This is a genomic window from Gordoniibacillus kamchatkensis (genome assembly GCF_000829455.1).
Lineage (GTDB): Bacteria > Bacillota > Bacilli > Paenibacillales > NBRC-103111 > Gordoniibacillus > Gordoniibacillus kamchatkensis.
The window spans coordinates 85,588-105,593 of the sequence record NZ_JXAK01000001.1 but is presented as its reverse complement, the minus strand read 5'-3'; the positions used below and the strand labels follow the sequence as shown (position 1 = coordinate 105,593).

The window sequence follows — 20,006 nt, the reverse complement described above, 5'->3', positions numbered from 1 at the left end:
GCAGAAGGAGGCACCCGGCAACTATGATTTTGATTGGCGGCAAAGCTTACGAGCTTATTACGGACCATAAGAACGGTTGGAATCAGGAAGTGTTCCGCGAACGCTACAGCGAAGTGCTCGACCGCTACGATTACGTCGTCGGGGATTGGGGCTACAGCCAGATGCGGCTGCGCGGATTTTTTAAGGAAACGAACCCGCGAGCGACGAAAGACAGCGCGATCACGTGCCTGCAGGACTATCTGAACGAGTATTGCAATTTCGGCTGCGCTTACTTTGTATTGGAACGCGTGCCAAGCAAAAATGCGGAGCCCGGAGAAGGCGGCGCTTTCGCCGACGAAGCTTCGCTGCGCGAAGAGACGACGGCGGCGCAGGAAGATATGCCGCGCTATACGATCCGCTCGCAGCCGCCCCAGGAACGCGGCGGCCGGCCGCAGCATAGCCCGGCCGGAGGCCAGAGCGACAAGCAAGGCCAGCCGTCTGCGGCAGCGGGAGGCCAGCTCGGCGCCGGCGCTGCGGCAACCCAGCCGCCGCAAGGGCAGCAGGGTGCCAAGCCGCAGCGGCAAGGCGGTTATTCGGGCCCGCAGAGCCAAGGCGGACAGCGCCAGCAGCAAAGCGGGCAAGCCGGCCGTCCGCAAGGCCAAAATCAGCAGAGCGGGCAAGGCGGGCGTCCGACAAACCAGTATCAGCAAGGCGGCCGGCAAGGCCAGCAGCACCAGGCGGGCCGCGGGCAGGGCGGACAGCACCAGCAGCAAGCTCCGCGCGCGAATATATCGGCGCAGGGCCAGGCCCAAGGGCAAGCGAATGTTCAGCAGCCGGGGCAAAGCCAAGGACAGGCGCAGCGGCAATACGGCAGCCAAGGCGGCCGGCACGGGCGTCCGCACGGGCAAGGCGGCCAAGGCCAGCAGCGCGGCGGCAGCGGCTACCAGGGCCATAAGCAGCCTGCCGCGCCTCAATCGCCCAGCCGCGACGGCTAGGCGTGAAGCTGCAGGAGTAACGGCGAGCAACGTGCAGGGCGTCTCACAGCCGGCTTAACGCCTAGCGCACCGACGGACAAACAACAAAGAGCTCTTCCGCTAAGCGAAGCGGAAGAGCTCTTTTGTCGCTAAATCAGAAATGCGCCTATACTCAGGCTGATTCCGCTGCCAGGCGGTAAGCTGGAAGTGTGACGTTGAGCAGCATGCAGGGGCTTTCACAGCCAGCTTAACGCCGCTAAACGAGCACGTTCAAATGGACGGCGTAAACCGCTTATCCGTGATGGATCAATTGGTGGCGATGAACGCCTCGCGCACGCGGCTCCAGAACGGGAACGGCCGGAAACGCGCGAACCGCACCTTGATGTCGGGCGCGACCCGGCAGCGGATCGAGACGACGTCGCCGCGCTGTACGTACAGGTGATCGAGCGACAGCAGCATGTGCTGCTTCGTGCGCGGGTATATGTCGCAATGATGGTGCTTCGGCAAAATGACCGACGAGCCGAGCGTCCGGTACACGCGATTGTTGATCGAGGCGATTTCGGCCACCTGGATCGCTTCCAGAGACGGGTGCACCATCGCTCCGCCGAGGCTTTTGTTATATGCTGTGCTGCCCATCGGGGTCGAAATGCAAATGCCGTCGCCGCGGAACATTTCGAACATTTCGTCGTTGATGTTCAGCTGCGCGACCAGCGTATGCTCAACGCCCTTGAGCGTGAATTCGTTCAAAGCGAGGTTCGTTTCCATGCCGGCTTCGGTCACGATTTGAATTTCCAGCACAGGGTACATGACGACCGGGATTTCCCCGCCGGCGGCTTGCAGCCGCATCATTTCGGCGAGCCGCTCGATTTCGTCCGGCTTCCAGTCGGCAAAAAAGCCGAGATGTCCGGTGTGAATGCCGACGAAGGCGATGCGATTGAGCTGCTTGGCATATTGTTGGAACGCTTGCAGCATCGTGCCGTCTCCCCCGATGGAAAGCACGATGTCGGGCTCGTGTTCGTCTGCGATCAGACCATGTCCTTGCACGAGACGATGGAATTGTTCAGTAAGGCTGCGGGATAAGTCATCGTCGCGCTCTACGACCGTGTATCTCAAAGAATGAACCCCCTGCTCCTGCTGATGAAATGATGCGGCCGCCGGACCCCAACACGTATGAACGGCCCCCCTCGTATCTTCTCCCAACATCATAATCGTTTCGCAGCAATAAAACAATGCCGCTCCCGGTGCCGGGAACGGCATTGTCCAAAGCGTGCGGCCGCTACTCGGCGAAGCCGCGCTGCAGCAAGCGCTGCAGCAGCCGTACGGCGGCGGCCGCCAGCGCGAGCAGCGCCAGCGCCAGCGCGAGCAGCGCCAGCCCGCCCGGCAGCGCGTACGTCCAGGCGTCATGCGCCGGCGAGCTCGACATAAAAGCTGCAGCCGTTTGACCGGCTGCGGCGCGCAGCGGCTGAAGCGGCCCCCACAGCACGGTGACGGCAAGCGCCGCAAGCAAGCCGTGGGCGAGTCTGGCGACAGCAAACGGAGCATAGCGGAGCGGGGTGCCGCTGAGCAGCGACACGATTTGGGCGTGAACGGACAGTCCCGCCCAAGACAGCACGAAGGCGGCGACGGCGGCTTTGCCGGCAAGCGGCAAGGCGGCGTCTGCCGCCGACGCTTTGGCGCCGAGCGTCACTTCGAACAAACCGCTTACGACCGCTTGCGAAAGGGCCTGCGGCAGCCCGAACAGCTGCAGCAGCGAGCCGATGCCGGCGTGCAGCGCGCTCATGACGCCGGCCGAAGTGAGCACTTCGAGCACGACGGAAAAAAACACGACGAGTCCTCCGACGACGAAGTTCATTTGTATAGCGCTTTTGACTGCTCCGCTCAGCAGCACGCCGATCGGCCGGCCGTCCTTGACGCGGGCGCCGTGCATCGCCTGAAAGGCTCGCATCAGAACCGGCCGCGGCGAGCGGTGTGCGTACACGGCGCTCCAAGACTGCGGAGCCGCTTCCGCCGGTCTGAGGGCAGCCTGTTCGGCACGCTCCTCCTCCCGCCCGTAAAAGCGCATGCCGAGTCCGATGAGCAGCGCACTGCCGTAATGGGCAACGCCGAGAATGACGGCGAGGCCGGCATCGCGGAAAAATCCGACGGACACGGCGCCGATCAGAAAAATCGGATCCGACGTCGTGATGAAGGCGACGAGCCGCTCTCCTTCGACGCGGCTGATCAGCTTTTGCTCCCACAGCTGCGAGGTGAGCCGCGCGCCGACCGGATAGCCGGAGGCGAAGCCGAGCGCCATGGCGAAGCCGCCGATGCCCGGTATGCGGAACAGCGGCCGCATGAGCGGATCGAGCATCGTGCCGAAGAAATGGACGATGCCGAAGCCGAGCAGCACTTCGGAAATGATGAAGAAAGGCAGCAGCGCCGGAAACAGCACGTCCCACCATATGGATATGCCGCGCAGGGCGGCCGTCAAACTGTGCTGCGGATAAGCGAGCAGCAGCGCGGCAACGGCGGCCAGAACGGCCGCAACGCCGACAGCCGCCCGCACGTTCGATAGGCGCATGCACTCCACTCCTCTGGTAACCTTTTACTCTCGTACAAGCTTATGAGCGGGTAGTGGCGTACATGCCTGGATCCGGCCGAACATTTTGCGTGCAGCCTAACATTTTCCACGATTATTGGGGCCCGGGGTTCCGATGGCGTATAAAACTATGGTACAATGGTACCAAATTCGACATGAAGCCCGATACAACGCTTCATGATCGCATAGAGGGCGGGGTCAATAAAATACCGGAGGGATGGCAATGGCAGGTGTAATTGCCGGAATTTTGGTTTGTTTGTGCGTCTACGTCATTCGAGCGGCTAAAATGACGGGCGCGGAAGAAGATCTGGAACAGTGGTAGCGGCCGTTGCCGTGAAACCTGCCGAGGAGAAGAGGAGAAAATCGCCATGGCCATGGCAGTGGAGCCATTATATAAAACGACTGTGACGTGCCCGAATTGCGACAACAAATTCAGCACCTCGCGCGTCCGGCCCAGTTTTAAGAAGGCGGTAAAGACAGACAGCGATTTTTGCACGCACTATAAAGAGCATAACCCCGATTATTATGTAGTGCGGGTTTGCCCGTATTGCGGCTACGCCTCGACGGAAAATTTCGCGAAGCAAATTACGAACAGGCAGAAGGAAGCGTTCAAAAACAAAATTTCAAATTATTGGCAGGTGCAAGATTACGGCGGCGAGCGCGACTGGCAGAAAGCGATGACGACCTACAAGCTCGCGCTTTTGACGGGGCAGACGGTAGGCGAGAAAGATCGCGTCATCGCCGGCCTGCTGCACCATATTGCCTGGCTGTACCGGCTTCAGGAAGATCAGGCGAACGAACAGCGTTTTCTCGGATACGCGTTAGAGGCTTATATCAGCGTGTATGAGAAGGAGGGCCTCGATCTCAATAACGCCAGGCTTATGTTCCTGATCGGCGATTTGAATCGGCGGCTCAAAAATTATTTTGAAGCGGTGAAATGGTTTTCCCGCATCGTGAACGACAAAAAAATTATGGATGCCGCCATGATCCGCGCCAGCCGCGAAATGTGGACCGCAACGCGCGAAGATATGCAGGCGGAGAAGCTGGAAATCCCGCCGGAATCGCAAATTAAATAAGGGCGCCTAAACGACGACAACGCTTGCCGCATATGGGAACACCCAAGTTCCTGTCCGGTCAAGCGTTGTTTTGTTTCCCCGCCGTGTAGGGGATTGGCGTATGGAACGTGTAGCGGTTTTTGCCGCCCCGCTTCGAGGCGTAAAGCGCTTGGTCCGCTTCGTCGATTAGCCGCTGCAGCGAATCTCCGGGCCGCGCCGCGACGGAAATGCCGATCGAAATCGTGATGCTCTGGATGCTGTTTGCATCGGCGTCGTACCCGTCCGCGTTCACTTGCTGAAGCTCGCTGTATGCTTGGGACGCGACCGTGTCGCATAGCAGGCTGGCGTAGGAGTCGAGCGTAGCGAGGTCGGTATGGTGCGACATGAGAATGAACTCCTCGCCGCCGTAACGGGCAACGTAATCTTGCGCCCCGATCGCGTTGCGCAGCAGACGCCCGACTTCCCTGAGCAGATCGTCGCCAGCCAGATGGCCGAACCGGTCGTTGTATTGCTTAAAGTTGTCGATGTCGATCATGAAGATGGCGATGCGCCGCCGCGCCAGCGTATCTTCGGCAAGCTTTATGAAGCTGCGCAAGTTGGCGAGCCGCGTCAGGCCGTCCTGATTGGCCTGCAGCTCGAGGCGCCGCTGCAGCAGCCACGTTTTGCTCTCGTCGTTATACATCCGGATCAGCACGACGATCGCCACTACGCACAAAGCGAGCATGTATAGCCTGGACATCAGCATGTCCGCGTCCACCCGCTGCTGCTTCATATAAAAACCGGCGAGCACGTGGACGATGAAGAAAAGCGCTATCGTTTTTAAACCGTCCGACAGCCGAATCGGCACGATGCCGGAGCGGTAATCGCGGTTATGAAACAGCGAGCTTAGAACGGCCGGCGCAATCATATCTTGCAGCAAATTCATCATAGGCTGCCCGCCAGCGAAATAGCTGTAAGCCGCCGGCAGCAGCAGCGACAAGAGCGCGATCGGCAAGCCGGAGCTGAGGCCGGCCATAACGAGCGGCGCGAAGCGAAGATCGACGATGCCGAGCGCTGGCGGAAGCGGCTGCAGCATCATCACGATGCAGGCGAGCCCTGTCAGCAAAGGTACTGCAAAGATTTCATAAGGCTCGATCGCCACTTTGGTGCGCAGCTTGATCGCGATGTAATTTAAAGTCACGAGCGTACACACGTTGCTAATCGGCAAAAACCAGTCCTGCATCCATTCGTCTCCTTCCCGCTATGATCCGGCAAGCGAAAAAAAGCCTCCGTCAATGCCGACGTAGAGGCTGATCCGTGAGCAAATAATCGCGATCGGCGTCAAGCACCGTCACTTTATAATGACAGCACGGAAACACGAGCAGCCGTTTCCCTGCCCCCCTGAATCGTCGCCAGCTCGCCGGCCTTGATCGGAAGCAAGACGTTTTCGCTGCCGCAAAACGGACACTTCTGTACGTACAAATCATTTCTATATCGTTCGTAAGGCCAAGTGTGGTCGAAAGGAAACATGTTCGCCCTAGCCCTGATCCCGGTCCGCGGACGAAGGTCCGCTCTTGCCGCCGGAAGCCGCTTCCTCTTTGGCGAGGTCAGCCAGCTTCTGCAGCAAAATATGCTGCGGCATATGCATGAGATGCTCCAGCGGTACGCCCAGCTTGGCGGCCAGCTTCTGGGCCGTTTCCGGGGAAATTTGCAGAGGTTTCATGGTGCTTGAGGCCCCCTTTGAAAAACTAGGTAATTCAGACTACCTTCTTATTGAATCACAAAACGTATGCAGAAGCAATGAGCGAAGACTAATTTTGGATGCTCATTGGCGGCATCGGGCAAATTATGTTTTAATGGGAATTGACGGCAAACGCAAAACATATATGTACATATTGAAAAAGGTGATGACGATGCAAATGCCTTTGCGGCAAACTTGGGATCTGGACTCGATTTTCCCCGGCGGCAGCGGCTCTGCCGCATTCGCTGCGTTCCTCGGCGAGCTCCAGACCGGTATTGAGGAGTTCCGCGCCCAGCTTGCTGCTGCCAAACCGCCGCAGAGCGAGGAAGACGGCGCGGCATTCGCAGCTATCGTGGAGCGTATGCAGCAGCTGCTCGCCCGTCTGCGCGAAGCCGAGTCGTTCATAGGTTGCTTGACGGCGGAAAATCAGAACGACAAAAAGGCGCTGCAGCTAAGCGGGCAGGTCAAAACGCTTGCGGCCGCATACCACGGCTCGCTGACGAGGTTTGACGAGCTGCTCACGAAAGTGCCGGCGGACGTCTGGGAAGCGCTGCTCGGACGGGAGCCGCTGCGCGGCGTGCGTTTCGCGCTCAGCGAGCGGCGCGAGCTGGCGCGGGAGAAGCTCCCGCCGGAGCAGGAAGCGCTGCTGGCCGACCTCGCCGTCGACGGCTACCACGGCTGGGGCGATCTGTACGATACGACGGTGGCGCAGTTCCGGATGCCGGTCGAAGAAGACGGCAAGACGGCTATGCTGTCTGTCGGGCAGGCGTTCAACAAGCTGCATACGCCGGACACGGCGCGGCGCAAGGAGCTTTTTGCACAGTGGGAGCGGACGTGGGCCGAAAAGGCGGATTTTTGCGCCGAGGCGCTCAACCATTTGGCCGGCTTTCGGCTGACGATGTATAAGCATCGGGGCTGGGACTCCGTGCACAAAGAGCCGCTAGCCATCAACCGGATGACGAAAGAGACGCTGGACGCGATGTGGGGGGCTATCGACGAGGCCAAAGCGGAATTCGCCCTCTATTTGCAGCGCAAAGCGCAGCTGCTCGGACTTGAGCAGCTGGCATGGGTCGATGTCGAAGCGCCTCTCGGCGGAGCGGCAAGCCATATTTCCTATGATGACGCCGCCCGCTTGATCGTTGACAAGTTCCGTACGCTCAGCCCGCAGCTGGCCGATTTCGCGGAGATGGCGCTGAGCAAGCGCTGGATCGAAGCGGAGGACCGCCCCGGCAAGCGTCCGGGCGGATTCTGCACGTCGTTCCCGCTCGCCGGGCAGACCCGGATCTTTATGACGTTCGGGGGTACGACAAACAACGTATCTACGCTGGCGCACGAACTGGGCCACGGGTACCATCAGCATGTGATGAACGACATGCCTCCGCTCGCTCAGGAATACGCCATGAACGTCGCCGAGACGGCATCTACGTTCGCCGAGCTCGTCGTAGCCGATGCGCTTGTGGACATCGCCGCAACGGATGAAGAGCGGGTGACGCTGCTCGAAGACAAAATCCAGCGCGCAGTCGTCATGTTCATGAACATTCACGCCCGCTTCATTTTCGAGACGAACTTTTATGCCGAGCGGCGGCACGGCCTGGTTAGCGTCGAACGGCTGAACGAGCTGATGGTGAGCGCGCAGCGCCAGGCGTTCCGGGATGCGCTGAGCGAGTACCACCCGCATTTTTGGGCGGCAAAGCTGCATTTTTACGCGACGGATGTGCCGTTTTACAACTTCCCGTACACGTTCGGCTTTTTGTTCAGCGCCGGGATTTACGCCCGCGCCAAGCAGGAAGGGCCGGCGTTCGAGGACCGCTACAATGCGCTCCTGCGCGATACGGGCAGCATGACGGTCGAGGAATTGGCGCAGAAGCATCTTGGCGTCGATTTGACGAAACGGGACTTTTGGCAGGGGGCCGTGCGCATGGCGGCAAACGACGTTCAGACGTTCCTGGGACTGACGGAAAAGATGGTTCGCGCGTAGCATAGGCTCCGTGCGAAGGCAGGGATATAATGGGGACAAACGTAATTCGCGCCAATACTCGTGGAAAGCGGTGGTTCCCATGTCCCTTGTCAACTGCAAAGATTGCGGCAAGCTACAGCTCAAGGAGTCGTGGTCGCGGGAGTACTGTGCGGACTGCTTGCAGAAGCGCACCAAACTATCGATCACGATTCGCGGCTTCCTGGAAACCCATCCGAAGGCAACCATTTTGGACGTTCATCGCGGTACGGGCATTCCGCTCGGCAAGCTGCTCGATTATCAGCGGGAGCAGCGGGAGCAGGCGTACACGTAACGTCCGTCCGGAAAGGCTGGTCCGATGATTCAATATGAACAGCTTCACCACGTGGCGCTCGTCGTCACGGATTTGGGGCGGGCTAAAGATTTCTACGGCAAGGTGCTCGGACTGCAGGAGATGCCCCGCCCGAACTTTCCGTTCGACGGGGCTTGGTATCGCATCGGCGACACCGGACAGCAGCTCCATCTGATCGTTCACAACGGGGAAACGCTGCGCAGCGGCAGTCTGGATACCCGCGACGGCCATCTCGCGCTGCGCGTGCATAGCTATCGCCAGACGGTCGCTTGGCTGGAGCAATGCGGCGTCCCGTACGAAGCCAGACCGAGGCCGACCGCCGGGTTTCCGCAAATTTACGTGCTCGACCCGGACCGGAACGTGATCGAGCTGAACGCGAGCGACCCGGATACATGAAGCTTTACAGCGACCAATTTTGACGCTTGAGACGGTGCGCCAACACCGCCCCCGGTATACAGACTTGGAAGGCACTTTCCGAATACGCAATGGAGTAACCCGCCTCGGCGACCAACCAGAGGGCGGGTTACTTTCGTTTATTCGTGAACGTCAGAAGCGCCCGCAAGAAATGACCAAACGCAAAGAGGACGACGAATATTTGGAAAGTATCCATAGGCGCCACCTCCTTTCGAGGAAAGCGCCATACCCCAAGTTGGGCTGTAAACGTGCCTGTAATACCAAAATCTGCTGGAGCGTCTTGTACTAGCCTCGATGAAGCTAACTATAATCGGTGGTTCAGTCTATCCGCCTCAAATTTCACAAAAATAATCGGGAATATTTGTAAAAATATGTTGAAACGGTTACATTGGCTTAGTATAATGGGGCTACACTCTATGAGAAAATACATAATATTACAATTATGATAATAGAAAGGAGCATTGTCATGCATTTGGAGCAGCTGCCACTGCAAAAGCAAGTCGAACTCGTGTTTCGCACGATGAAGGAGGAACTTGCCTATTTGCCCTCGGGGACGGTGTTTATCCAAATCCGCAACAATGTCGTCGGCAAGTTCGGCATCCGGCATAATCCTTTGGAACTGGAAGAGGGGACGATTCAACAGAGCGGGACAGGCCTGACGGAAACGCAAATCCAAGCGTTCCGCCACATGGCGGTAGAGTCGCTGAAGCTGAAGCGGTGGACGCACGGAGAAATTTTGTACGATTTCGCTTTACGGGGCGGGCAGCTTTCCGCCAGCGTATCGTTCGAGTCGAATTACAATTTGGCCAGCTTGCCGCTGCGCTTCGGCTCCTAGTCCAAATGGAAAACCTCTACCGCTCGCCGGTCGGCGAAAAGTAGAGGTTTTTTGGCCTGCTTCAGTAAGTATTGTAACGATCGTTGCCTTATCGGGAAAATCTTGCGCCAGCTGCGCCAGCGAGCTGCTGCTCGGCGATTTGTACAAGTCTGCGAGTGATGTGACCACCGATCGCACCGGTGTCACGGGTTGCCATATAGCCGTAATAGCCGTCCTGCGGGATTTGGATGCCGAGCTCTTGAGCCACTTCATACTTCAGTTGGTCCAGAGCCTGGTTCGCTTGAGGCACTACAAGCTGGTTGCTGCTGCGGGATTGTCCTGCACCCATCGTTATCACCTCCTGTGATAGGTAGTATGAACCAAAATGAAAATTATACACGTCTTAAAAATTGGAAATGTAAGCCAAACAAATCGCGGCGAATGTCGCCGCATTGTCGAAGCGGCGCGCCGCCGATATAATGTTCTATATCATGACAAGAACGGGGGCGACGGCGTTGCTGGAATGGACTTACCGCAATTATTCGTTTGACGCTGACCTGCAAATCGTTCATGCCGACGTGCGCATCGCCTGGAACGGCGACGTGTGGGCGGAGGAGCCGCTGTGCATCGACGTAGGGCTGCCGGCGCTCGCGGCGAGCTTGACGGACAATACGGAACCGAACCGGTTCGCCGATCCGGTCCGCGATTGGCGGGCGATGCCGTTTCTCGTATGCGGCTGCGGCGATCCCGAGTGCCGCGGGCTTTCGTTCGCGGTGCGGCATTTGCCGGGAGGCCGCGTCCGGATTAGCCAGCTGGAAGAGCGGCCCGGCCGCGAGCCGCGCCTGCTTGCGGAAGCCGAGCTGCCGCTGGCCGAGCTGCGCGAGGCGGTCGAGCGCATTGCGGAGGACTACTTGCGGTTCGTCGAGCCGCTCGATTACCGGCCGCTGCTCAGCGCCGCGCCGGAACTGGTGCGCGACGCGCTGCGCAGGGCGAAATTGGGGGACGGAGATCACGCCTAGTCCATTGTTAAATTTGATACGACATTCACCTGGGAAAAATAAGGCGCGGTTGGGAAGGGGTTTTATTCTCGGACAAAGGCGCTTTCCGGACAAGATTTGCTTGCACTCGCCCCTTCATTCAGGCTTAGCGGAAATTTGTTCCGTTATTTGCCAATTCCCCGGGTATTTCCCGGAATTAGCGGAACGGGAGTACGTTATTTCCTTATTTCAGGCGAGAGTCGCTTTTGTTCCGGTTCGATAGCGGAACTACGTTCCGTTAAGATTGACCCGGTGCCCCTCCATCGGTGAAATAACGGAACGGAGTTCCTTTAAGGCTTCCAACGAAGTTGCTCTGCGACTTGCTAGTATGGAGCTCATGCTTTTCCCGCCAGCAGCGTTCCCAAATCCGGACACAATCTGTTCAAACCTCCATCCGCCTTGCAAAGGCAAGGCTAAAACATCAGCAGCCGAGGCGGCAATCCCCTAGCAAAAGGCAACGCTCAAGCAACTGTGACCGGGGCGACATTCACTGCGCAGCAGCGATGTCTCAACGCCCACAACATAGGCGGCCGTCACTGTGCATCAGGTGGCGGCTGCCTTTTTGCACACGTTTGCAAAAACGTCTTGACGATACAGCCGAGCGGGAGTATGCTCTAACGTAACTAGCGGCGGAGGGAGCGGATGGCGTAATGGGGACAGCGCCAGTGGCGAAGACGGCGGAGACGGTCGGCGAAGGCAGGGAGCAGGTTACTTTTTGGCGGTTGCTTTCGTTTTTTGTGCCGCTTGGCGTATCCGCCAGCCTCGTCACGCTGTCGCATGTCATCATTAACGGCACGCTTGCCCGTTCCGCCGAGCCGGAGCGCATTATTGCCGGCTATGCGATCGCTATGAGCCTTATGGGCATTACGGAGCGCCCCGCCGTGCTGTTGCGGCAGACGTGTTCGACGCTTGTCCGCGACCGCCGGTCGTTCCGCGCGATGCGGCTCGTGGCGCTCTACGTATTCGCGGCCATTATGGCAGTAGGGCTCACGATTTCGTACTTGCCGCCGGGGCGGTGGTTGTTCGGATTTTTGTTCGGCGTATCCGGCGGGCAGCTGACCAACGTTATGAACGTATACCGCATTTTGATGTTCGTCAGCATTTTTTCCGGGCTGCGCTGCTTGTATCACGGGCTTATTATCTCCAACCGGCGCACGCTGTGGCTGACGATCGGGATGCTCGTCCGCCTGCTCGGCATGTACGTGCTGTCGCAATATTTCATTGTTACGCACCGGGTGACGAGCAGCAACGTCGGCGCCATTATTTTTCTCGTCGGGATGGCGATCGAGTGCGGGGTTGCCGTATGGGAAGGAACGATGCTGCTGAAAAAACGCATCCCCGAGCAGTCCGAGCATGCGCCATCGCTGCGGCCTTCCGGCATTTTTACGTTTTACCGGCCGCTGCTGCTGTCGTCGTTTTTGGCGGTGATCATCGGACCTGCGCTGAACGGGATGCTGGGCAAAACGAGCCATGCCGAGACGGCCATCGCCGCCTTCGCTATCGCTGCCAGCGTTACGAACTTGGTGCAGAGCTTTTTTTCTTATATTCATCAGATCGTGCTCAACTTTTACCGGCTCGATTCCGGGCGCGTACTGCGGTTTGTGATCTCCATGGGGCTCATTCCGACACTGCTGATCGGCATTTTGTCCTATACGCCGGCCGGACCTTGGCTTATGACGCATGTCATTGGTGCGAACGAAAGCCTTATGGCGGAAAGCTTGCGCACGCTGCGCGTGTTTATGATCCTCACCATCGTGTTCCCGTGGCTCGATTACTGCAACGGCATGCTGATGCTGCGCCGCCAGACGCGCATTATGATGGGCTCGCAAGCGGCGAACGTGACTGCGACGGTGCTGACGCTCGTCATACTCATTTTGGCGGCTCCGGGATGGAACGGGATCGTCGGCGCATTGGCGCAGTCGCTCGGCACCGCGTGCGAGCTTCTCGTCGCAGCGATTGCGGTAAGGCGCGGGAAAGACGAGGTGCCGCTCGCCGCCCGGTAAGATGTGCAGTGAACAATAGTAAGCTCCGCCACAGCCGAACCGTATCGTTGTCGGCCGGGGCGGACTTTTTTTGCGGCCGTTCGATCGATCGAAGGAAGATGGAATGAAACCTAAAGGCTCGCGAATACGTAATAATGAAAGAATTTATTATTACATTTTATTGGAGGAATTATGGACCCCGAACCCGAACCGTTGTTAGCGTTGCTTAAGAAAGGCAACAAATCATCCGCTTACGCCATGCTCGGCAATACCGCGATCGCGATCCTGAAAGGAGTGGCGGCGGCGCTGAGCGGCAACGGCGCGATGTTCGCTTCGACGATGCATTCGATCGCGGATTCCGTCAACCAAGGCTTCGTTTTTACCGGCAGCATCCTGGCCGAGAAAAGGCCGACCCGCCGCTTTCCGACCGGCTTTGGCCGCGTCATTAACCTGTTCTGCATGATCGCGGTTATCGTTGTCACCGTTATGGCGTACGAGACGATCCGCGAGGGTTGGCATTTGCTTCATCATCCGGCCGCGGCATCCGAGGCGCAAGGATTTTGGCTCAATTTGGCCGCGCTCGTTGTCTCGATCGGATTGGACGGCTTCGTGCTCTTCAAGGCAATGAAAGGGATTGTAAAAGAGGCGCGGGTGGAGGATGGCGCAAACACGCTGTTTGCCGCATTCCGCCACGTACGGCGCGCCGCTCCGCCGACCCGGCTCGTGTTTTACGAGGATTTGGTCGCCACGCTAGGCGGAAGCCTGGCTCTGCTCGCCGTCGTGATTACCGCATTTACCGACATGGACGCCATTGACGGCGTCGTCACCATGATCATCGGCTTGCTTATGGTCGGCGTCGCATTCCGCGTTGGCTACGACAACATGGTCGGCCTTATCGGCGTAGCCGCTCCGCGCGACGTTGAGGAAAAAGTGGCGATGCTCATTTTGAGCGACAGGGACGTTACGGACATCAACGAATTGCGGATTACGCAAGAAGGCCGCTATTATCACGTGGATGGATTGATCGAGCTGCGGAAGGGCTTGTCGCTCGCCGAAGCCGACGATATCAAGTTCCGCGTTCAGCATAAACTGATGTCGGACCCCGACATTACCGACGTTTCCCTTGGCATTATCGAAGATAACGGCATCACCGACTGGACGCCGGAGAAGTTGAATGAATTGACGAGCTAACGGAAAAATGCCTCACGGCCGCATGCTGTTCAAGCGGGCCGGGGGCATTCGGCCAGCCAGCAATAAAACATGATCGCATCGAAAAGCATCCGGAGATGACGGTTGCAACCGTTATCTTCGAGGTGCTTTTTTTTGCTGCAAATTTTGCGGGAACGGAAAAGGCACTCCGTTATCGCCCTGGCTGAAACGGGGCATCTCCCTTCTCTTTGCTGCGTTTGACGAAGTGAAGCCCGTTTCGGTTGCGGCGTGCGAACTTATCCCCGAATGTGCTAGACTAAAAAAGCCAGCTTATCGGGATAGGGGATGTTCACCAGCAATGGCGCAAGCGAAATCGAAATATTACGTCGTCTGGGTCGGCAGGCAGCCGGGCATTTATAGGACGTGGCCGGATTGCCAGGAGCAGACGAAGGGCGTGCCGGACGCCAAATATAAGTCGTACGAAACGCTGCAAGAGGCGGAGAAAGCGTATGAGGCTGGCTGGGAAAAATCGCTCCGTTTTGCGGCTAAAGCCAAAGCGAAGGCGGCGGCGGGCGGGGGCGAAGCGCAGTTTAACCCCGACAGCTTGTCCGTGGACGTCGGCTGCAGCGGCAATCCCGGCGTCGTCGAATACAAAGGCGTCGATACGCAAACAGGCGAAGTGCTGTTCTACGTCGGACCGATTGCCAAAGGAACGAACAACCTCGGCGAGTTTCTCGCCATCGTGCATGCGCTCGCTTATTTGAAAAAGCGCGGCTCGAACAAGACGATCTACACCGATTCGATGACGGCGCTCAGCTGGATCCGCAAAAAAGAAGTGGCCACCAACTTGCCGCGCGACAAATCGACGGAGGAAATATGGACGCTCGTCGATCGGGCGCTGCAATGGCTGCGTACGAATACATACGCGAACCCGATTGTGAAATGGGATACGAAGCGCTGGGGCGAGATCAAAGCCGATTTCGGGCGAAAATAGGGCCGGTAAGGCGTTGCCCTCCGGTGAGGGGGGGGGCCGGCTGCGCAGGTGGCCCTCCAGCAAAACCGCAACTGTACTTGCTTTGCGAGCAACTGCGGGGGCGCCTTCCGCGTCGCGGGGCCCAGCCGTTTTTTGCGTGGAAAGTATTGACGATCGTTGTCGAGCGGTGGTATGATACGTTTAATTCCAAGTTGGTAACTTGGATTTACCAGAATTTGCAGTGTGGGGGAGGAGCTTTAACCTTATGAAGAAATTGGCATTCGGCGTATTATCGCTCGCTCTGGCGGGCAGTCTGCTGGCCGGCTGCGGCAAAACAGAGACGGCATCGGGCGGCCAAAACCAGGCTTCCAGCGGAGGCAACGGACAAGCGGCAGCGGCACCGTCGCTGGCAGGCAAAAAAATCGCACTCGTGACGCAGCTTAACATCGGTACGTTCTCCGCCCAGTACATAGACGGCGTGAAGGAACAAACGGAGAAGCTGGGCGGCAAGCTCACCGTATTCAACTCCGAGAACGACCTTGCCAAAATGTCGTCGAACCTCGACGCGGCCGTAAACCAGAAGTTCGACGGCATTCTGATCGACCACGGCACGGCCGAAGCGCTCGAAGCCGGCGTGAAGAAGGCGCTCGACAAAAAAATTCCGGTTGTCGCTTTCGACGCGACGCTGACAGTGCCGGGCGTAACGAGCCTCGAGCAGGGCGACCAGAAAATGGCCGAGCTGACGCTGGACCAGCTGGCGAAAGACGCCGGCGGCAAAGGCAACATCGTGAAAATTTGGGTGGCCGGCTTCGCGCCGATGGAGCGCCGCCAAATCGCCTACAAAGCGTTTCAGGACAAAAACAAAGACATGAAAGAAATCGCGGCGTTCGGCGCGGCAACGAACAATACGGCGCTCGACACGCAGGCGCAAATGGAAGCGATTTTGAAAAAATACCCGAACAAAGGCGACATTACGGCCGTATGGGCAGCTTGGGACGAGTTCGCCAAAGGCGCAACCCGGGCCATTCAGCAAGCCGGCCGCACCGAAATCAAAGTATACGGCATCGATATGAGCGACGAGGATTTGCAAATGATCCAGGATCCGAAAAGCCCTTGGGTCGCTTCCGCCGCCGTCGATCCGAAAGATATCGGCCGCATCCAGGTGCGCTACTTGTATCAGAAGCTGCACGGCGACCAGACGCCGGACACGGTCGTGCTCGATCCGGTATTCGTTTCGCGCGACTCGCTGCCGAAGGACAAGCAGGTGTCCACTGACCAGCTGGCGCAATACGTCAAAGGTTGGGGCGGCAGCCAGCAAGGCTACACCGACTGGCTGAAACAAATGGAGACGGCAAAAAAATAATTGCTCGGACCGAAAGTCCCATCGTATGATAACAGGCGATGGGACTTTGGTTTCCCGGACGGACGTATCGGACAAGCATGAGAACAAGGAGGGGGACTTGATGACAACGGACGGACGGCTCGAGCTGACGATGCGCGGCATCGTCAAAAGCTTCGCCGGCGTTGCGGCTTTGCGAGGCGTCGATTTCGCCGTGCGCGGCGGGGAAATACACGCGCTGCTCGGGGCGAACGGGGCGGGCAAGAGCACACTTATGAAAATTTTATCGGGCGCGTATACGGCCGACGCCGGCGAAATCGCCATCGGCGGTGCGGCGCTCGCGATCCGCACCCCGCGCGACGCGATGGACCAAGGCATCGCCTGCGTCTATCAGGAAGTCGATACGGCTCTTGTCCCGGAGCTCACCGTGACGGAGAACGTGATGCTGGACCGCATCGTGCGCGGCAAAGGAGCCGTGCGCTGGAGCGAGCTTCATCGCGAAGCGGAGCGCATTCTGGAAGGAATCGGTGCCGCCGGCATCTCCGTCCGCCGTAAGGCGGACGAGCTCAGCATCGCCCAAAAGCAGCTCGTGCTCATCGCCCGTGCGGCGGCGCAGCAGGCGAAAGTGCTCATTTTCGACGAGCCGACGGCGCCGCTCAGCCTCGAAGAGGCGAATCGCCTGTTCGCCGTCATGCGCCGGCTGAGGGACGAGGGCGTTGCCTGCATTTTCATCTCGCACCGGCTAGGCGAAGTGTTCGAGCTGTGCGACCGGATTACGGTGATGCGCGACGGCGCGCGCGTGGAAACGGTCCGTGCGGCGGAGACAAACCCGCAGCGCGTCATAGAAGCGATGCTCGGCAAGCCGTTCGAGGAGGAGTTTCCGAAAGCGCAGGTCGAAATCGGCGAAACGCTGCTGGAGGTGCGGGGCATTCGCCGCGGCACCAAGGTGCGCGGCGTCGACTTGACGGTGCGGCGCGGCGAGATCGTGGCCGTAGCCGGCCTCGTCGGCGCCGGCAAAACGGAGCTGTCGCGGCTGATCGCCGGAGCGGACCGGGCGGACGGCGGCGAGATCGTGCTGCATGGCCGGCGCCTCAGCCTGTCCGAGCCGCGCGACGCAATTCGCGCCGGCATCGTGCTCGTGCCGGAGGAGCGGCGCAAGCAGGGGGTGCTCGTGGAGGAGACGGTGCGCACCAACTTGTCGCTGCCGAGCTTGCGAGCGCTGAGCTCGCCGCTCGGCTTCATCCGCGCCGTGCAGGAACGTCGGCATGCGGAGAGCATCGTCGCCGGGCTCGGCATCGTGCCGCCGCGCCCGCAGCAGCAAGTGAAGCTGCTGAGCGGGGGCAACCAGCAAAAAGTGGCGGTAGGCAAGTGGCTGCCTACGGACGCCGACGTCTATTTATTCGACGAACCGACGAAAGGCGTTGACGTAGGCGCCAAGAGCGACATGTTCCGCCTCATCGGAGAGCTTGCCGCCCAGGGCAAAGGAATCGTCTATTTCTCGTGCGAGCTGGCCGAAGTGCTTGGCATCGCCGACCGCATTGTTATTATGAGCTACGGGCGGATCGTCAAAGAACTGTCGCGCGGAGAAGCGACACAGGAAAACATTTTGTATTATGCCAGCGCAGGGGAGGCTGACCGCAGTGCAACCGAATAACCGCCGCTCGTTTCTCGATTTTTCGTTCAAATACGGCGCGCTGCTCGTCATCGCGTTAGTTTTTGTCGTGTTCTCGATCGTGAATCCGGTGTTTTTGACGTACGACAACATCGCCGACATTTTGCGCGCGATTTCGATTACGATGTTCGTCGCTATCGGCGTCACGCTGTCGCAAATCGTCGACGGCTTCGACCTGTCGGTCGGCTCGACCGTTTCGCTGACGACGGTAGTGACGGCGACGCTGATGGTATGGTATCAGCAGCCGCTTGTCGTCGTCATTGTCGTGCCGCTCGTTATCGGCGTGCTGATCGGCCTGCTGAACGCGCTTCTGATCGTCCGCGTCCGGATACCGGATTTGCTGGCTACCCTCGCGGTCATGTACGTGATCGCCGGCGTCCATAAGACGTATACGAAAGGCTATTCGATTTACAACAATATGCAAATGACGGACGGAACGAAAGCCCCCGGGAAGTTTTTGCCGGATTTCCTCTGGATCGGCCAAGGCAAACTGCTTGGCGTGCCGATTCCCGTCATCCTGATGATCGTAGCCGTTGCCCTTGTCCACATCTTCCTGACCTACACCCGCTGGGGACGGCAGCTGTACATTACCGGCGGCAACCGCGAAGCGGCGCGCCTTTCGGGCATTTCCGTCAACCGCGTGCGCCTTGCTGCCTATGTGCTGTCCGGGCTGTTCGCCGCCATCGGCGGCATTTTGTACGCGGCCCGCATCGGCTCGGGCCAAGTCGACGCCGGGGCCGGGCTGCTCATGGAGGCGGTTGCGGCCGTATTTGTCGGCTACTCCGTCTTCGGGGCGGGCAAGCCGAACGTCATCGGCACGTTTTTCGGAGCGGTGCTGATCGGCGTGCTCATTAACGGGCTGACGATGCTGAACCTGCCGTATTACGCGTTCGACATCGTCAAAGGAGCCGTGCTCGTATTCGCGCTGGCGACGACATTCGTCCACCTGGCGCGGCGCAAGACATAGCCCGTTCGAGCCCTTGCCGATGCAAAAAGCTGCCGAAACCGCTGTACGTGCGGTTCGGCAGCTTTTTGCTTATTACGGGTAAGTGATGTCCAGAACGACTTGCAGCGTGAGCTGTTCTCCCGGCTTGATGCCGATCAGTCCGGTCAGCTCCGGATCGAGGCTCAGGTTGGGCGCATTCGTGACCCATGTGTAAGGCTCGAGGCAGATGTCGTTGTCCGCTTCGCCCTTGGTGTAAATGACCCAATGCTTGAACTGCTTCGAGCCGGAATACTTGATGTTGCAGCCGGGGCCAAGCAGCTCGGCGATCGCTTCGCGGTCGCCGATGCGGAATACGGTGTCCAGGTTGCGGCCTTTCAGATTGATGCCTTCCGCCAGCCCGGCGTATTCGTCGCCGAGCGGCAAGATGCGCTCGGTCGGCATCAGCCCTTCGTCAAGCTCCCACACTCCGTCGACAGGCAGCTGGAGCGTCCATTTGTCCGGGGCGTGGTCCAGCTGAAACCAGGTGTGCAGTCCGTAGCCGAACGGAGCTGTGGTCGTGCCGTGGTTGGCGACGCGCAGCTTGTGGATGAGCGACGAGCCGGCCAGCTCGTAGATGACCTCGAGCGTCAGATCGTGCGGATACTGGCGCATGACGTCAGGGTGATCGGCGGTATTGAACAGCGACGTGATCGCGTCGATGCCTTCGCAGCTTGAGACGTGCACCGCTTTCCACGGCAAGGCGCGCAGCACGCCATGGCTATGGTGGCCGGTTTCGGGCTTGACGTCGAACTGGTACTCGCGGCCGTCGAACGTAAAGCGTCCGTTACGGATCCGGTTCGGGGGCATCAGGATCGGCGTGCCGAAATGCACCGGCCGTTCGAGCAGCTGCTCCGGGCTTTCCGGCACGCTGAGCACTTCGCGCTGCAGCGTTTTATCGTAGATTTGGTATACGTTGTTGTTGATGGACGGCACGAGCGAAACGGCGAGTCGGTTATTTTCCAGTAGATAGATCGTTTGTCCTTGCCAAGAATCCTGCTTGATCATCGGCTCACGGCTCCTTCCGTACGG

The 20,006-nt window shown here is 58.9% G+C and carries 19 protein-coding genes and 1 pseudogene; 13 read left to right on the top strand and 7 right to left on the bottom strand.

Features of this window, described 5'->3' with window-relative positions:
• Nucleotides 1-23: 23 nt before the first annotated feature.
• Nucleotides 24-974 (top strand): YutD family protein, encoded by a 951-nt coding sequence (locus SD70_RS34385; protein WP_082053016.1) that lies wholly within the window; start codon nt 24-26, stop codon nt 972-974.
• Nucleotides 975-1,259: 285 nt separating this feature from the next.
• Here SD70_RS34385 and SD70_RS00475 read toward each other — a convergent pair whose 3' ends face one another.
• Nucleotides 1,260-2,066: an NAD kinase gene (locus SD70_RS00475; RefSeq protein WP_041044752.1), complete on the bottom strand. Its 807-nt coding sequence runs from the start codon at nt 2,064-2,066 to the stop codon at nt 1,260-1,262.
• 163 nt (nt 2,067-2,229) lie between these two features.
• Entirely contained in the window at nt 2,230-3,513 is a 1,284-nt protein-coding gene (gene ylbJ, locus SD70_RS00470) for a sporulation integral membrane protein YlbJ (protein ID WP_041044751.1), read from the bottom strand.
• 392 nt (nt 3,514-3,905) lie between these two features.
• On the opposite strand from ylbJ, the gene SD70_RS00465 reads away from it, so the two are divergent.
• A complete protein-coding gene (locus tag SD70_RS00465; protein ID WP_041044861.1) occupies nt 3,906-4,607 on the top strand; it encodes a DUF2225 domain-containing protein in 702 nt (233 codons plus the stop codon).
• Between the two features lie 58 nt (nt 4,608-4,665).
• Here the strand turns inward: SD70_RS00465 and SD70_RS00460 are convergent, their stop codons facing one another.
• The 3 genes and pseudogenes from SD70_RS00460 to SD70_RS00455 form a co-directional block, all read right to left on the bottom strand.
• Nucleotides 4,666-5,808: a GGDEF domain-containing protein gene (locus tag SD70_RS00460; protein WP_041044750.1), complete on the bottom strand. Its 1,143-nt coding sequence runs from the start codon at nt 5,806-5,808 to the stop codon at nt 4,666-4,668.
• Nucleotides 5,809-5,857: 49 nt separating this feature from the next.
• Nucleotides 5,858-6,095: pseudogene (locus SD70_RS37405) on the bottom strand (hypothetical protein).
• Between the two features lie 7 nt (nt 6,096-6,102).
• On the bottom strand, nt 6,103-6,288 hold the full coding sequence (locus SD70_RS00455) for a YycC family protein (RefSeq protein ID WP_041044749.1): 186 nt from the start codon (nt 6,286-6,288) through the stop codon (nt 6,103-6,105).
• 190 nt (nt 6,289-6,478) lie between these two features.
• Here SD70_RS00455 and SD70_RS00450 point away from each other — a divergent pair, with 190 nt between their 5' ends.
• The 4 genes from SD70_RS00450 (at nt 6,479) to SD70_RS00435 (ending at nt 9,861) form a co-directional block, all read left to right on the top strand.
• Nucleotides 6,479-8,284: a M3 family oligoendopeptidase gene (locus tag SD70_RS00450; RefSeq protein WP_041044860.1), complete on the top strand. Its 1,806-nt coding sequence runs from the start codon at nt 6,479-6,481 to the stop codon at nt 8,282-8,284.
• Between the two features lie 10 nt (nt 8,285-8,294).
• Entirely contained in the window at nt 8,295-8,594 is a 300-nt protein-coding gene (locus SD70_RS00445) for a 50S ribosomal protein L32 (RefSeq protein ID WP_269432388.1), read from the top strand.
• A 24-nt stretch (nt 8,595-8,618) separates the two neighbouring features.
• The gene (locus SD70_RS00440; RefSeq protein ID WP_041044747.1) at nt 8,619-9,008 is read left to right on the top strand and encodes a VOC family protein; all 390 of its coding nucleotides are present in this window, start codon (nt 8,619-8,621) and stop codon (nt 9,006-9,008) included.
• A 484-nt stretch (nt 9,009-9,492) separates the two neighbouring features.
• A complete protein-coding gene (locus SD70_RS00435) occupies nt 9,493-9,861 on the top strand; it encodes a hypothetical protein (RefSeq protein ID WP_041044746.1) in 369 nt (122 codons plus the stop codon).
• A gap of 88 nt (nt 9,862-9,949) precedes the next feature.
• Here SD70_RS00435 and SD70_RS00430 read toward each other — a convergent pair whose 3' ends face one another.
• A complete protein-coding gene (locus tag SD70_RS00430; RefSeq protein WP_041044745.1) occupies nt 9,950-10,189 on the bottom strand; it encodes an alpha/beta-type small acid-soluble spore protein in 240 nt (79 codons plus the stop codon).
• 166 nt (nt 10,190-10,355) lie between these two features.
• Between SD70_RS00430 and SD70_RS00425 the strand changes: the two genes are divergently transcribed.
• The 7 genes from SD70_RS00425 to SD70_RS00395 all read left to right on the top strand — a co-directional run bounded on the left by SD70_RS00425 (nt 10,356) and on the right by SD70_RS00395 (nt 18,959).
• Entirely contained in the window at nt 10,356-10,859 is a 504-nt protein-coding gene (locus SD70_RS00425) for a hypothetical protein (protein WP_041044859.1), read from the top strand.
• A gap of 668 nt (nt 10,860-11,527) precedes the next feature.
• Nucleotides 11,528-12,880, top strand: coding sequence for a hypothetical protein (locus tag SD70_RS00420; protein ID WP_052486896.1), 1,353 nt, complete (start codon nt 11,528-11,530; stop codon nt 12,878-12,880).
• 171 nt (nt 12,881-13,051) lie between these two features.
• Nucleotides 13,052-14,050: a cation diffusion facilitator family transporter gene (locus SD70_RS00415; protein WP_041044744.1), complete on the top strand. Its 999-nt coding sequence runs from the start codon at nt 13,052-13,054 to the stop codon at nt 14,048-14,050.
• Nucleotides 14,051-14,366: 316 nt separating this feature from the next.
• The gene (gene rnhA / locus SD70_RS00410) at nt 14,367-15,002 is read left to right on the top strand and encodes a ribonuclease H (protein ID WP_041044743.1); all 636 of its coding nucleotides are present in this window, start codon (nt 14,367-14,369) and stop codon (nt 15,000-15,002) included.
• A gap of 244 nt (nt 15,003-15,246) precedes the next feature.
• A complete protein-coding gene (locus tag SD70_RS00405; protein WP_041044742.1) occupies nt 15,247-16,344 on the top strand; it encodes a sugar ABC transporter substrate-binding protein in 1,098 nt (365 codons plus the stop codon).
• 100 nt (nt 16,345-16,444) lie between these two features.
• Nucleotides 16,445-17,974, top strand: a complete 1,530-nt coding sequence (locus SD70_RS00400) for a sugar ABC transporter ATP-binding protein (RefSeq protein ID WP_041044741.1) — start codon at nt 16,445-16,447, stop codon at nt 17,972-17,974.
• Nucleotides 17,961-18,959 (top strand): ABC transporter permease, encoded by a 999-nt coding sequence (locus SD70_RS00395; RefSeq protein ID WP_041044740.1) that lies wholly within the window; start codon nt 17,961-17,963, stop codon nt 18,957-18,959. Before SD70_RS00400 ends, SD70_RS00395 begins: the two co-directional genes overlap by 14 nt.
• A 72-nt stretch (nt 18,960-19,031) precedes the next feature.
• On the opposite strand, the gene SD70_RS00390 is transcribed toward SD70_RS00395, so the two are convergent.
• Nucleotides 19,032-19,982, bottom strand: a complete 951-nt coding sequence (locus tag SD70_RS00390) for an aldose 1-epimerase (RefSeq protein WP_041044739.1) — start codon at nt 19,980-19,982, stop codon at nt 19,032-19,034.
• Between the last annotated feature and the right edge of the window lie 24 nt (nt 19,983-20,006).

Coding starts and splice junctions, on each gene's coding strand:
- SD70_RS34385 (WP_082053016.1), top strand. CDS start 24: ATGATTTTGATTGGCGGCAAAGCTTACGAGCTTATTACGGACCATAAG.
- ylbJ (WP_041044751.1), bottom strand. CDS start 3,513: ATGCGCCTATCGAACGTGCGGGCGGCTGTCGGCGTTGCGGCCGTTCTG.
- SD70_RS00465 (WP_041044861.1), top strand. CDS start 3,906: ATGGCAGTGGAGCCATTATATAAAACGACTGTGACGTGCCCGAATTGC.
- SD70_RS00460 (WP_041044750.1), bottom strand. CDS start 5,808: ATGCAGGACTGGTTTTTGCCGATTAGCAACGTGTGTACGCTCGTGACT.
- SD70_RS00455 (WP_041044749.1), bottom strand. CDS start 6,288: ATGAAACCTCTGCAAATTTCCCCGGAAACGGCCCAGAAGCTGGCCGCC.
- SD70_RS00450 (WP_041044860.1), top strand. CDS start 6,479: ATGCAAATGCCTTTGCGGCAAACTTGGGATCTGGACTCGATTTTCCCC.
- SD70_RS00440 (WP_041044747.1), top strand. CDS start 8,619: ATGATTCAATATGAACAGCTTCACCACGTGGCGCTCGTCGTCACGGAT.
- SD70_RS00435 (WP_041044746.1), top strand. CDS start 9,493: ATGCATTTGGAGCAGCTGCCACTGCAAAAGCAAGTCGAACTCGTGTTT.
- SD70_RS00430 (WP_041044745.1), bottom strand. CDS start 10,189: ATGGGTGCAGGACAATCCCGCAGCAGCAACCAGCTTGTAGTGCCTCAA.
- SD70_RS00420 (WP_052486896.1), top strand. CDS start 11,528: ATGGGGACAGCGCCAGTGGCGAAGACGGCGGAGACGGTCGGCGAAGGC.
- SD70_RS00415 (WP_041044744.1), top strand. CDS start 13,052: ATGGACCCCGAACCCGAACCGTTGTTAGCGTTGCTTAAGAAAGGCAAC.
- rnhA (WP_041044743.1), top strand. CDS start 14,367: ATGGCGCAAGCGAAATCGAAATATTACGTCGTCTGGGTCGGCAGGCAG.
- SD70_RS00405 (WP_041044742.1), top strand. CDS start 15,247: ATGAAGAAATTGGCATTCGGCGTATTATCGCTCGCTCTGGCGGGCAGT.
- SD70_RS00400 (WP_041044741.1), top strand. CDS start 16,445: ATGACAACGGACGGACGGCTCGAGCTGACGATGCGCGGCATCGTCAAA.
- SD70_RS00390 (WP_041044739.1), bottom strand. CDS start 19,982: ATGATCAAGCAGGATTCTTGGCAAGGACAAACGATCTATCTACTGGAA.